Origin of the sequence: Pseudomonas sp. RAC1, assembly GCF_030658255.1 — a bacterium.
In the GTDB taxonomy this organism is placed as follows: Bacteria; Pseudomonadota; Gammaproteobacteria; order Pseudomonadales; family Pseudomonadaceae; genus Aquipseudomonas; species Aquipseudomonas boreofloridensis.
Genome location: NZ_JAUTXS020000038.1, coordinates 689578 through 704081, shown reverse-complemented (window position 1 = coordinate 704081; position 14504 = coordinate 689578). Strand labels below are relative to the sequence as shown.

Here is a 14504-nt window from a genome sequence, read left to right as displayed (position 1 = left end):
TGAAGGTCTCCCGCTAAGCGATCAGATTATCTATTTCCTGTGCTGTAAGACGTTTCAGTGCCTCCAGGGATTTAGTCAGTTCGTCATGGGCGCTGGCACGCTGCCCACGCAGGCTGTCGACCAGTCGAGCGAAGTCGGCCAAGGTGGCCTGTTCGAACAACTGGTTCAGGCTCAGCTCGACACCCAGTTGCTCGCGCACCTGGGCGATCACCTGCACGATCAGCAACGAATGGCCGCCCAGCTCGAAGAAGTTGTCCTGCAGCCCTACCTGCTCCACGTGCAGCACCTGCGCCCAGATCGCCGCCAGGGTTCGCTCCAGTTCGCTGACCGGCGCCACGTGGCCAGGCTGCAACGCGCGCGGGTCAGGCATGGGCAGGGCCTTGCGGTCGAGCTTGCCGTTGGGCGTCAACGGCATGGCCGGTATGCCCACCCAGTGGCTGGGCACCATGTAGTCCGGCAGGCCCGCTTTGAGGTGACTGCGCAGCGCCGCACGCAGGCTGTCCGCGCTGTCCTCGGCGTGGTGCAGTACCAGGTAGGCGACCAGTTGCTTGCCGGTGGCAGCGTCGATATCGATCACCGACGCCTGGCGCACGGCCGGGTGCGCCAGCAAACGCTCTTCGATTTCGCCCAGTTCGATGCGGAAACCGCGGATCTTCACCTGGTGGTCCAGACGGCCGACGTACTCGATCACGCCACCCTCGCGGTAGCGCACCAGGTCACCGGTGCGGTACAGCCGTGCCCCCGGCTCGCGGGCGTAAGGATCAGGCACGAAGCGCTCGGCGGTGAGGCCGGGGCGCTGGTGGTAACCACGGGCCAGGCCGTCGCCGCCGATCAGCAGCTCGCCACGTGCGCCCTGTGGCAGCACCTGCAACGTGTCACCCAGCACATGCAGGCGGGTGTTGGCCAACGGCCGGCCCAACCAGACATCGTCGCTGTGGGTCAGGTAGTGACAGGCCGACCAGATGGTGGTCTCGGTCGGCCCGTAGACATTCCACACATGACCGCTGTGGTCGATAAGCCGCTGGGCCAGTTCGGCGCTGAGCGCTTCGCCGCCGCACAGCACGGTCTTGCCGGCGAAGGCCCGGGGCGCGGCAGCATCCAGCAGCATGCGCCAGGTCGATGGCGTGGCCTGGATGACGCTCACACCCTGCTGCGCGATCACCGCCAGCAGGGCCTGCGGGTCTTTGTTGACCTGCTCGTCCAGCAGCACCACACAGGCGCCGCTCAGCAGTGGCAGGTACAGTTCCAATGCCGCGATGTCGAACGACAGCGAGGTCAGCGCCAGTACCTTGTCATGGGCCGCCAGCCCTGGTTCGCGGCCCATGCTGCAAAGGAAGTTGACCAACGCGTCGTGACGAATGGTCACGCCCTTGGGCTTGCCGGTCGAGCCAGAGGTGTAGATCACATAGGCCAGATTCTGCGCCTGGGTGAGGCACGGTGGATTGTCCTCGCGCAGTCTGCGTGGCAGCGCCTGGTCCAGACACAGGCACTGCACCTGCTGCGGGATCGGCAATTGTTGCAGCAGCGCGCTCTGGGTCAGCAGCAGCTCGACGCCGCTGTCTTCGAGCATGTAGGCCAAGCGGTCGCGAGGGAACTGCGGGTCCAGCGGCACATAGGCACCGCCGGCCTTGAGCACCGCCAGCAGACCGACCAGCAGATCGAAGCTGCGCGGCACAGCGATGCCCACCAGCACTTCGGGGCCGACACCGCATGAGCGCAGGTGATGAGCCAGCGCGTTGGCCCGTCGATTGAGTGCTTCGTAGCTCAGGGACTGCTCGCCAAGTACCGCAGCCGTGGCCTGCGGCGTGCGAGCCACCTGGGCTTCGAACAACTGCACCACGCTCTGCTCGCGTGGATAGACCGTGGCACTGTCATTGAACTGGTACAGCGTGCGCTCGCGCTCGGCGACCGCGAGCAGCGGCAGTGCCTCGACCGGTTGCGTGGCGTCGTCGCAGATGCCCTGCAGCAGGTTGCGCCAGTGCTCGGCCAGTCGGGCGACGCTGACGGCATCGAACAAGCTGGTGGCGTAGGTGAAGGTCGCGCTCAACCCGCCCTGGTGCTCGACAGTGTCCAGGGTCAGGTCGAACGGCGCGCTGTGCTTGTCGGCGGTGATGGCCTGCAGGTGCAGTCCGGCGATCTGACGCGCCTCGCCCGAGACCTGGGCCTGATGGTTGAACATCACCTGGAACAGCGGGCTGTGGCTCAGGCTGCGCTCCGGCTGCAAGGCCTCGACCAGTTGCTCGAACGGCAGCTCCTGATGGGCCTGCGCGCCGAGGGCAGTGCGCTTGACCTGCTGCAGCAGCGCGTCGAAGCGCAGTGGCGAGCTGAAATGGGCATCGAGCACCTGAGTGTTGACGAAGAATCCGATCAAGCCCTCGGTCTCGGCACGGGTGCGGTTGGCCACCGGCACGCCGACACGAATGGCCGCCTGCCCGGAGTGACGGTGCAGCAGGGTCTGGAACGAGGCCAGCAGCAGCATGAACAAGGTGACGTCCTGACGTGCCGCCAGTTGCCGCAGTTGCGCCACCAGCGCCGGTGGCAAGTCGATCGGCAAGCGTGCGCCGTCGTACTGCTGCACGGCCGGGCGCGGTCGGTCGGTGGGCAGTTCCAGCACCGGCTGCTCGCCGCCCAGTTGCTGCTGCCAGTAGTCCAACTGACGCTGCTGTTCGCCGGCGTCCATCCACTGGCGTTGCCAGGCCGCGTAGTCGGCGTACTGGAAGGCCAGGGCCGGGCGCACGGGTTCACGGCCTTGAAGGTGGCTCTGGTAACCGTCGACCAACTCCTCGATGAGGATCGGCATCGACCAGCCATCGGCGACGATATGGTGCAGCACCAGTACCAGCACATGTTCGTCGGCAGCCAGGCGCAGCAGGCGTGCGCGCAGCAGCGGGCCTTGCTCCAGGTCGAACGGTTGGCGCACCTGCTGCTCGATCCAGCGCGGCAGATCGGTGCTGACCGCAGAGGCCTCGACGATGTCCAGCGCGACCGGCAACGCTGCATGGACGATCTGTTCGGCGCTGACGCCCTGCTGGCGGAAGGTGGTGCGCAAGGTTTCGTGACGGGCCGTCAGCGAGGCGAAGCTGTAGCGCAAGGCCTCCACGTCCAGCTCGCCGGTCAAGCGCAGGGCCGAGGGAATGTTGTAGGCCGCGCTGTCGGGCTCCAGTTGCCAGAGGAACCACTGACGTTGCTGCGCGTAGGACAGCGCCAGGGGCTGACTGCGGTCGGCGTGGGTGAAGGCGGGTGCCTGACTGGCGCTGCCCTCGGCGGCGGCCTGGGCGAAGGTCGCCAGATCCGCAGATTCGAACAAGGCCCGCAGCGGTACTTCCAGGTTCAGGCGCTGGCGGATGCGTGAGGTCACTTGCGTGGCCAACAGCGAATGACCGCCCAGCGCGAAGAAGTTGTCGTGCAGACCCACCTGCTCGACGTTGAGCACTTCGCTCCAGATCGCGGCCAGTTGCTGTTCCAGAGCCGTGCGCGGCGCCACGTAGCCCTTTTGCAATTGGCTGGCGTCTGGTTTGGGCAGGGCCTTGCGGTCCAGTTTGCCGTTGGCGGTGAGCGGCCAGGCGTTCAGCACCAGGAAATGGGTCGGGACCATGTAATCCGGCAGTTGCGATTTGAGGTGTTGCTTGAGCGCTTCGCGCAGTTCGCTGTGATCGACTTGCGCATCCTGCGCGATCAGATAAGCCGCAAGCTGCTTGCCCCCGGCCCCGTCGATGTCCAGCACCAACACTTCGCGTACGGCCTCGTGGGCATGCAGGCGGGCTTCGATTTCACCCAGCTCGATGCGGAAACCGCGAATCTTCACCTGGTGGTCGATGCGGCCGACGTATTCGATCACTGCCTGGCTGCGGTAACGGGCCAGATCACCGGTGCGGTACAGACGACCGCCCTCGCTAGAGAATGGATCGGGTACGAAGCGCTCGGCAGTAAGCGAAGGCCGGTTGTGGTAACCGCGTGCCAAGCCCGCGTGGCCGACGTGCAACTCGCCGCTGCAACCTGGGGCCACTGGGTTGAAATCGGCGTCCAATACGTACATCGACAAGTCAGGAATCGCAGCGCCGATGGGGCTGCTGGTCTGTTGCGTGTCTTCGAAACGAATCGGGCGATAAGTCACGTGCACCGTGGTTTCAGTGATGCCATACATGTTGACCAGGTTGTCGCAGCCTTTGCCGAAACGCTCGAACCAGGGCTGCAAGGCAGGCACGTCCAGGGCTTCGCCGCCGAAGATGACGGAGCGCAGGGCCAGGTCGGAAGCGCTTTCACACGCGACACGCATCAACGGCTTGAACGCCGACGGCGTCTGGTTCAACACCGTGACGCCCTGCTCGACCAGCAACTGGTGGAAGTCCTCTGGAGAGCGCGTCACTTCACGCGGCACGATCACCAGGCGCCCGCCGTGCAGCAGCGCACCGAAGATTTCCCAGACCGAGAAATCGAAGGCGTAGGAGTGGAACAGAGTCCAGACATCATCAGCGCCGAAACCGAACCACTCATCCGTCGCTTTGAACAGGCGCAACACGTTGTGATGCGGGAGCAAGGTCCCCTTGGGTTTGCCAGTCGAACCAGAGGTGTAGATCACATACGCCAAGTTATCCGGCTGAGTCAGGTGCTCAGGATTGTCATCGCTGTAGCCATCAAGATCGGCTTCAAGCACAAGGCTACGCACCGAAGCCGGCACGGGCAGATCGGCCAGCAGATGCTGTTGAGTCACCAGCAACGCAATACCACTGTCTTCGATCATGTAGCTCAGACGGTCCTGCGGGTAGTCCGGGTCCAACGGCACATACGCCCCGCCCGCCTTGAGGATCGCCAGCAACCCGACGATCATCTCGATCCCGCGCTCCACCGCCAGGCCCACCAGCACATCCGGTCCAACACCCTGCTCGCGCAACTTGTGCGCCAAGCGGTTCGCACGGCGGTTCAAGCTGTCATAGCTCAGCGACTGCCCGGCAAAGGTCAGGGCAATGGCCTCGGGCACGCGCGCCGCCTGGGCTTCGATCAACGCGTGAATCGACTTCGTACTCGGATAGTCAGCAACGGCCTGCAACGGCAACGGCGGCAATGCCACCTCGCCCAACGGACGCTGGGCGTCATCGGGCAACTGCAGCAGCAGGTGCTGGAAGTGCTCGGCCACCTGGGCAATGGCCGATGAATCGAAGCAGGCAAGATCGAAGCCCAGGCTCGCCTGCAAGCGCTCGCCCACCTGCACCACCACGGTCAGTGGGTAGTTGGTGCGCTCTTGCGTGCGCACCTCGCCAAAGCGCAGTCCAGCCGGTGCAGCCTGCTGAAGGGCTTCGGCTACCGGGTAGTTCTCGAACACCAGAATGTTGTCGAACAGCGCCTCGCCGCCGCGACCGGCCCAGCGTTGAATGTCGTACAGCGGCGTGTGCTCGTGCTCGCGCAAGGCCAGGTTCAACGCCTGCACCTGCTGCACCCAGTCCGCCACGCTCAGCTCAGGACGTGGACGGGCGACCACAGGCAAGGTGTTGATGAACAGCCCGAGCTGTTCTTCGATACCTGGGAGGTCCGCCGGACGCCCCGCCACCGTGGCCCCAAAGGCCACGCTCGACTGCCCGGTATAGCGCTGCAACAGCATCAGCCACGCCGCCTGCACCAGGGTATTGAGGGTCACCCGCTGCTCGCGGGCAAACTCGGCCAAGCGCTGGGTCTGCGCCACGTCGAGTTCCAGCGCGTGGAGGCCCTGCCCTTCGCCCGACGCCCCGCCTTTGAGCGCCTGCGCCAGGCGAGTCGGCTCGTCCAGCGCCGCCAGGCGCTCGTGCCAGAAACCTTCGCTGACCTGCACATCCTGGACCTGCAACCACTGGATGTAGTCACGGTAGCGGCCCTCGCCCAGCGCCGGCGTGACACCGGCATAGCGCTGCAGCACCTCGCCGAGCAGGCGCGAACTGCTCCAGCCGTCCATGAGGATATGGTGGCTGGTGTAGATCAGGTGATGACGGCCATCGCCCGTGCGCACCAGGCTCAGGCGCAGCAGCGGACTTGTCGCCAGGTCGAAGCCTGCCTGGCGCTCGGCCAGGGCCAGCGCGTCGAGGTCCTCGACCAGGGTCGCCGACGCGCTGCGGTCATGCTCGCTGAACGGCACGCACACGTGGCGGCGCACCACTTGCAGCGCCACCGGCAGGTCCTGCGGGAAGCTGCTACGCAGCACCGCGTGGGCGTTCACCGCATCCTGCCAAGCCTGGCGGAAGCGGGCCACGTCCAACCCCTGCACATCGACCCGCAACTGGTTGATGTAGTTGCCGGACGCCTGGGCATAGAGGCTGTGGAACAGCATGCCCTGCTGCATGGGCGACAGCGGGTAGAGGTCTTCGATGTCACTGGCGGGCAGCGCCAGGCTGTCGAGCTGGGCCTGGGTCACGCTCGCCAGCGGGAAGTCCGAGGGGGTCACGCCCTGGTGCGGTGCCCGAGCGCAGTGCTCGACCAGTTCGCCCAGCACCTGCTCGTAACGCCGGGCCAGGGTCTGGACGGTCGCCGGACGCAGTACCGCCTGACTGAAACTCCAGTCCAGTTCCAACTCGCCCTGGTAGACCTGACCGTTGATGCTCAGCCAGTTCCCCAGGGGGCTGTCCTCGGCCTGTGTGGCGCCGCTCGACTCCCGGGCAGGCCTGAACAGCGCGCCCTCGGCCTCGGCGAAGCTGCCGTCGAACTGGCCCAGGTAGTTGAAGGTGACCTGGGGCTGTGGCGCCGCTTGCAGACGTGCGCGCAGTGCCGGCTCACCCAGGTAGCGCAGGATGCCGTAGCCGATGCCCTTGTTCGGCACGCCACGCAATTGCTCCTTGATGGCGCACAGGCCGGCGCCGAGCGCGCCGCTGCCGGGCGTCAGGCGCACCGGGAACAGGCTGCTGAACCAGCCAACGGTTCGGCTCAGGTCGAGTTCGTCGAACAGGTCTTCGCGACCATGCCCTTCGAGCTGGATCAGCACCGACGGGCTGTCGGTCCACTCGCACAGTACCTGCGCCAGGGCGGTCAGCAGCAGGTCGTTGACCTGGGTGTGGTAGGCCGCCGGCGCCACTTGCAGCAAGGCGCGGGTCTGCTGGGCGTCCAGGCGTGACGTGGCGTGGGCCACCTCGCGCTGGGTGCGGGCAGCGTTGGCATCGTCCAGCGGCAAGGGGCTGACAGGTGCTTCCAGGCAGGCCAGCCAGTACTCGGCCTCGGCCTGCAGCGCCGGAGACTGGGCATACAGGCCCAGGCGCTCGGCCCAGGCCTTGAGCGAACTGGTCTTGGCCGGCAGGCTCACGGCCTGCCCGCTGGCGACGGCGCGGTAGGCCTGCTGCAAATCTTCGAGCAGCACCCGCCAGGACACGCCGTCGACCACCAGGTGGTGAATCACCAGCAACACGCGCTGGGTAGCGTCGGGCAACGTCACCAGCACGGCGCGCAGCAGCGGCCCGTGGCTCAGGTCGAGACTGCGCTGGGCGCTGTCGGCCAGCGCGGTCAAGGTGTCAGGGTCGTCCAGTTGGCGGGTCCACAGCAGGTCGGCGTCCACGGCACTGTGGAATTCGGCCTGCCAGGTCTCGCCCTGGACAAAGCGCAGACGCAAAGCGTCATGCTGCATGACCAGCGCATGCAAGGCCGTGCGCAGGCACTCGGCGCGCAGCGGCTGCACGGGTTGGAGCATCAACGCCTGGTTCCAGTGCCCACGCTGGACGATGTCGGTGTCGAAGAAGCGCGCCTGGATCGGCAACAACGGTAGGTGGCCAGCGACCTGCTCCACGACCGGCTGCACGGTCTTTTTCTCGATGATCTTGGCCACCGCTGCCAACTGGCCGATGGTCTGCTTCTCGAACAGTTGCTTGGGGCTGAGCTTGAGGCCCTGGCGTTTGGCGCGAGCGATGATCTGCAGGCTGAGGATCGAGTCGCCGCCCAGCTCGAAGAAGTTGTCGGTGCTGCCCACTTGCTCCAGCTTGAGCACCTCGCACCAGATCGCAGCCAGGGTCTGCTCGACGATGCCCTGCGGCGCCACGAACTGCTGCCGTGGCGCACCGGGGGCTGGCAGCGCGCGCTTGTCGAGCTTGCCGTTGGCGGTCAGGGGCAGGCGTTCGAGCAGCACGAGCTGGGTCGGCACCATATAGTCGGGCAACAGGGCCTGCAGCTGCTGACGCAGCACCTCGGCCTCCAGCGCATGGCCAGCACGCGGTACGCACCAGGCCACCAGATGCAGGCGCTCGGCATCGCCGTCCATCGGCACCGCCAGCACCACCGCCTCGCCGACCCCCTCCAGGCCCAGCAGCACCCGGCTGACTTCGGCCGGCTCGATGCGGTAGCCGCGCACCTTGACCTGGTCGTCGGCGCGGCCGATGAATTCCAATTGGCCCAAGCGATTACGCCGCAAGCGATCGCCACTGCGGTACAACCTCGCCCCCGGCTGCGCCGGGTCTGGCACGAAGCGCTCGGCGGTCAGTCCCGGTTGGCCCAGATAACCCTGGGCGACGCTGGCGCCGCCGATGTACAGCTCGCCGGCGACCTGATCGGCCACCGGATTGAGCACGTCGTCGAGCAGCAGCGCATGGGCAGCGGGCAACGCTTGGCCGACCGGCACGCTGCGCGCATCGGCGGCCAGCTCGGCGATCTCGTGGGTGAGCACGCCGACCGTGGTTTCGCTCGGGCCGTAGTGGTTGATCAGCCGGCAACCCGGCTTGAGCCGACGCACCTGCTCCAGCAACGCCGGCGGGCAAGCTTCGCCGCCGAGGATCAAGGCATGCTCGGGCAGCGCGGCGGCTGGCTCACCAGACTGCAGCAAGGCCGCCAAGTGGCCGGGCACGATCTTCAACACCCCCACGCGCTGCTCGGCCATGTAGCGGGCGAAGGCGTCCGGGTCGAAGCCCAGCGCCTCGGGCAGCACGTGCAGCGTGCGGCCCGAGCACAACGCGCCGAACAGCACGGTATGACCCAGGTCGGCGGCGATGGTCGAGACCAGCGCCATGCTCGCCTGCGGCGCCAGCGCCAAGCGCTCGAGCAGGCCGGCGACGTAGCTGGCCAGGGCGCCATGGCTGACCAGCACGCCCTTGGGCTGCCCGGTGGAACCGGAGGTATGGATGATGTAGGCCGGCGATTCGGCCCACAGGCTCAGGGTCGGCGCGCAGTCGGGCTGCGCCTGCCATTGCCCGGGCGAGAACACCAGGCCCTGGCAACCGGCCACCTCAAGGCGCTGCACGCGCGGGTCATCGGCGGCGACCAGCAGCGCCTTGGCCTGGGCGGCCGCGAGCATCTGTTGCAGGCGCGCATCCGGCGCCTTGGTGTCGAGCGGCATGTACACCGCCCCGGCCTTGAGGATGCCCAGCAAGGCGGTCAGCCAGTCCAGCGACCGCTCCATCAGCACCGCCACCGGCTGGCCTGGGGCAATGCCCTGGGCGCGCAGGTGGTGAGCCAGGCGATTGGCCGCCTGGTCGAGGGCGGCGAAGCTCAGGCGCTGTTCGGGGCTGCGCGCCGCGAGGGCGTCAGGCTGCGCCTGTACCTGCCGTTGCCACTGCTCCAGCACCAAGGGCACCGCGGCGAACGCAGCGACCGGCGCGACGCTCGGCGCCAGGCGGTGCAGCGGCAGATGCGGCGCGTCGAGCAGTTGCCCGAGCAAGTGCAGGAAAGCCGGAATGAACGCCTGCACCGTGTCATCGCGGTACAGGTCGCTGGCGTAGGTGATCTGGCCATGGATCAGTTGCCCGTCGTCGGTGATGTCCAGCGCCAGGTCGAAGTGAGTACCGGCTTTGTCCAGCGGGTACTCGGCCACGCTCAGCCCCGGCAGCGCCAAGGTGCGCTGGCGCTGCATGCCGACGTTCTGGTTGAACTTGACCTGGAACAGCGGGTTGTGGCCCAGGTTGCGCTCAGGCACCAGGGCATCCACCAGTTGCTCGAACGGCAGTTCCTGATGCGCCTGGGCGCCGAGCACCGCCTCACGCACCTGGCCCAGCAGGGCGTCGAAGCTCAGGCGTTCGTCCACCTGGCAACGCAAGACCTGGGTGTTGACGAAGAAGCCGATCAGGCCTTCGACCTCGGCGCGTCCGCGGTTGGCGTTGGGGACACCGATGCGGATATCGCGCTGGCCCGACAGGCGCGAGACGAACAGCGAAAAGCCGCTGAGCACCAGCATGAACAACGTCATGCCCTGGGCCCGAGCGCTGGCACTCAGGCGCCGCGACAGCTCGGCGCCGAAATCGAAGCTCAAGGTCTGGCCTTCGAAGCTCTGGGTCAGCGGACGCGCAAAGTCGCTGGCCACGTCCAGCAAGGGCTGCTCCTCGCCCAGTTGTCCACGCCAGTAGTCGAGCTGACGCTCGCCCTCCCCGGCTTCCAGCCAGCGCCGCTGCCAGATCGCGTAGTCGGCGTACTGCACCGGCAAGTCCGGCAATTGCGGCATCTGGCCCTGGCTGAAGGCCTGGTAGCCGTGCACGAACTCACGGACCATCACGTCCATTGACCAGCCGTCGGAAACGATGTGGTGCATGCTCACCAGCAGCACCTGCTCCTCGTCCGCCAGCCGGTACAGGCTGGCGCGCAGCAGCGGCCCGCTGAGCAGGTCGAAAGGCTGCTCGCTGGCCTGCTCGACCTGCGCCGCCAAGGCGGCTTCGCGCTGCTCGCCGGGTACGGTACCCAGGTCGATGCGCTGCAGCGGCAGTGACGATGGCGGCAGGACCACTTGACGCGGTTGCTCGCCCTCGGTGACGAATACGGTGCGCAGCACTTCGTGACGCGCCAGCAGGTGGTCGAAGGCGCGTTGCAGTGCCTGTTCGTCGAGTCGCCCGCGCAGGCGCAGGGCGGCCGCCATGTTGTACGCCGCGCTGTGCGGCTCCAACTGCCAGAGGAACAGCAGGCGCTGCTGGGCGAACGACAGCGGCAGGCTGTCGACGCCATGGCGCGACTCCACCACCGGCAACAGGCTGAAGTCCTTGCCCTGCTCGCGCAGCTTGGCCAGGAATTGCCGGCGTTGCTCCAGGGGCAAGCCGACGAACCGTTGTGCAATACGTACCGCCGTGCTGCCGCTCATGCTTCAACCCCTTCCAAGGAACCCAGAAACGCGTCCATTTCCGACCAATCGTCGGCGTCGGCGCCGCCTGCCGCCTGTTGCGTCAGCTCAGCAGCCAGCTCGCCCAGCGTCGGCCGTTCGAACAGGCTGCGCAGCGCCACCACCTGGCCCAGGCGATCCTTGATCCGGGCCAATACCTGGGCGGCGAGCAACGAGTGCCCGCCCAACTCGAAGAAGTGATCGTCCAGCCCGACCCGCTCGACCTGCAGCACCTCGCACCAGATCTGCGCCAATTGCTGCTCCAGGTCGCTCTGCGGCGCCCGGTACTGGGCCTGCAACTGACCAGGATCCGGGATCGGCAGTGCCTTGCGGTCGAGCTTGCCGCTGGCGGTCAGCGGCAGGCGCGGCAGCAGCAGCAGATGGCCCGGCACCATGTACTCGGGCAATTGCGCCTTCAGCAGACTGCGCACCTGCTGGCGCACGCGCGTCTGCTCGGCCGCCTCCTCCAGCACCGCGACCTCCGGCACCACGTAGGCCACCAACTGCAGGCCGCCGTGCAGTGGCAACGCCAGCACCACGGCCTCGCGCACGCCCGGGCATTGCTGCAGGCGCGCCTCGATCTCGCCCAACTCGATGCGGAAACCGCGCACCTTGACCTGGTGATCGACCCGGCCGACGTACTCGATCGCGCCCTCGGCATCCAGCCGGACGCGGTCGCCCGTGCGGTAGAGCCGCTCGCCGCTGGCGAACGGATCGGCGACGAAGCGCTGCGCGGTCAGTGCGCTCTGGCGGTGGTAGCCGCGCGCCAGGCCCGGACCGCCGATGTACAGCTCGCCCACCGCGCCTGGCGGCAGCAGGTTGAGATCGTCGTCCAGGAGGTACAAGCGACGGGCCGCCAAGCCACGGCCGATGGGGATGCCACGCCAGGACACTGCGTCGTGGCGCAGCTCGCTGCAGTCGTGCACGGTGCTGACCACCGTGGCTTCGGTGGGGCCGTAGGTGTTGAGCAGGCGCACGTGACCCAGCCCGGCCAGGTGCCACAGGCGCAGCCCGTCCACCGCCATGGCCTCCCCGCCGACGTGGACCTGGCGCAGCGCGCCGTAGCTGGCCGGCGGCTGCGCGGCGAAGTCCTGCACCAGCCAGTGCCAATAGGCCGCAGGCAGGTCGGCGAGGGTCACGCCGTGTTCGATCAGCACCTGGTGCAGCGCCGCACTGTCCCACAGCCGGGTATCGCGCATGACCACGCAGGCGCCGTGACACAGCGGTGGGAAGAACTGCTCGATGAAGCCGTCGAAGCTGCTGGTGGCGAATTGCAATACGCGGTCGCCTTCACGCAGGTCGCTGTAGTCGATGGCGCGGGCGATGAATTCGCTCAGGGCGCCATGGCTCACCGCCACGCCCTTGGGGCGTCCGGTGGAGCCGGAGGTGTAGATGACGTAGGCCAGGTGCTGTGGCTCGACGCTGCACGGCAGTGGCTCGGTGGGCAGCGCGTCCAGGGCCAGGCGATCCAGGCACAGGCAGGTCAGGCCCGCCTGGGTCGGCAGCGCAGGCAACACGGTGCTGTCGCTGAGCAGCCACTGCAGGCCGCTGTCCTCGCAGACCTGAGCCAGGCGCTCGGCCGGGGCTTGCACGTCCAGCGGCACGTAGGCGCCGCCGGCCTTGAGCACGGCCAGCAAGGCCACGGCCAGTTCCAGCGAGCGCTCCAGCGCGACCCCGACCAGTCGGTCAGGACCGACACCGCACTGACGCAGGTGATGGGCCAGGCGGTTGCTGCGGGCGTCGAGCTCGGCGTAGCTCATCGACGGCGCCTGGTCGACGCCGGCCAGCACCAGCGCCTGAGCCTGGGGCGTGCGCGCGGCCTGGGCCTGGAACAAGCGGTGGGCCGGCAGCAGTGCCTCGCTCGGCGCGACCGGGTACAGCAGCGCCTGGCGCTGGGCGTCGCTCATCAGCGCCAGTTCGCCCAGGCGCTGGCCGGCATCGCGGCACACCGCCTGGAGCACCTGCTGCCAGTGATCAGCCAGCGCCGCGATGGTGGCGTGGTCGAAAATGTCGGTGGCGTAGGTGAAGGCGGCGAACACCTGCTCGCCTTCCTCGCGGGTATCGAGCATCAGGTCGCTGGTGGCGGCATGACGACGACCGCTGCCGGCCAGCTGCTGCTCGCTCAGGTAACCGACCCGCAAACCTGACTGCAACTGCACGCTGTGCAGGTCGGTGACCAGCGGCTGATGGTTGAACATCACCTGGAACAGCGGTGTGTGGCTCTGGCTGCGGTTGGGTTGCAGGGCTTCGATCAGCGCATCGAACGGCAGGTCCTGATGGGCCTGGGCACCGACCACGGCCTGATGCAGCCGCGCCAGCAGCGCATCGAACGGCAGTTGCGCGTCGAGCTGGCTGCGCAGCACCTGGGTGTTGACGAAGAAGCCGACCAGCCCCTCGGTTTCGCTGCGGGTGCGGTTGGCGATCAGGCCGCCGACGCGAATGTCGGTCTGGCCGCTGTAGCGCAAAAGCAGGGTCTTGAAGGCCGCCAGCAGGACCGTGGACAGGGTCACGCCGTGCGCCTGCGCCAGTTGCCTGAGCTGTTGGCGCAGCGTGCTGTCGAGCACGCGCTCAAGGCGCTCGCCCTGATGACTGGGTTGCGCCGGGTACGGGCGGTCGGTGGGCAGTTCCAGCAGTGGGTGCTCATCGCCCAATTGCTCGCGCCAGTAGTCAAGCTGGCGCTCGCGCTCGCCGGCCTGCAGCCAACTGCGCTGCCACAGGGCGTAGTCGCGGTAGTGCACCTTGAGCGCCGGCAACGACGGCGACTGGCCGGCCACCAGGGCGTCGTAGCTGCGCATGAATTCATCGATCAGGATATTCATCGACCAGCCGTCGGCGATGATGTGATGCAGGGTCAGCAGCAGCACGTGCTCCTGCGCGCCCAGGCGCAGCAGCACGATGCTCAGCAGAGGCCCGCGCTCCAGGTCGAAGGACTGGTTGGCCTGGGCCGCCATCTGCTGCTGCGCCTGCGTCCAGCGCGAGGCTTCGGGCCAGTCGCTGAGGTCGATCAGTTGCAGGCGCAGCGGCGCGGCAGGCGCCACCCGCTGCACCGCGCGCTCGCCGTCCTGGGCGAAGGTGGTACGCAGGCACTCGTGACGCTCGACCAGCAGGTTGAAAGCCTGCTCCAGCGCCGCCACCTGCAGCTCGCCGTCCAGGCGCACCGCCATCGGCAGGTTGTAGGCGGCACTGTGCGGTTCCAGTTGCCAGAGGAACCACATGCGCTGCTGGGCATAGGACAGGCCATCGCGCTCGGCCAGCCCCTCGCAGGACGGCATGGGCAGTTGCGCGAAGTCGATGCCCTCGCGCCGCATCCCGTCGAGAAACAGGCGGCGCTTGTCCTCGGGCAGCTCGATGAAACGACGGGAGAGGGTCTGGGCGTCTGCGGCATTCATGTCTTCGGTCCTTGCTGGTCGGCGGCGCGAGCGGAAGGTCCGCTCGCATCAACAAGAACGAATGGCCCTGGGCCTGATTTAGCGAGCAATGACCCGTGTTT

Annotated in this window: 2 protein-coding genes; both read right to left on the bottom strand. The window is 67.4% G+C overall.

The window, feature by feature from the left end; all coding sequences use genetic code 11:
- Positions 1-13: 13 nt before the first annotated feature.
- Complete coding sequence (locus Q7C30_RS20430) at positions 14-10996, bottom strand: non-ribosomal peptide synthetase (RefSeq protein WP_317872556.1); 10983 nt, start codon at positions 10994-10996, stop codon at positions 14-16.
- Positions 10993-14403 (bottom strand): amino acid adenylation domain-containing protein, encoded by a 3411-nt coding sequence (locus tag Q7C30_RS20425; RefSeq protein ID WP_317872555.1) that lies wholly within the window; start codon positions 14401-14403, stop codon positions 10993-10995. The genes Q7C30_RS20430 and Q7C30_RS20425 overlap by 4 nt, the downstream gene beginning before the upstream one ends.
- Positions 14404-14504 lie beyond the last annotated feature (101 nt).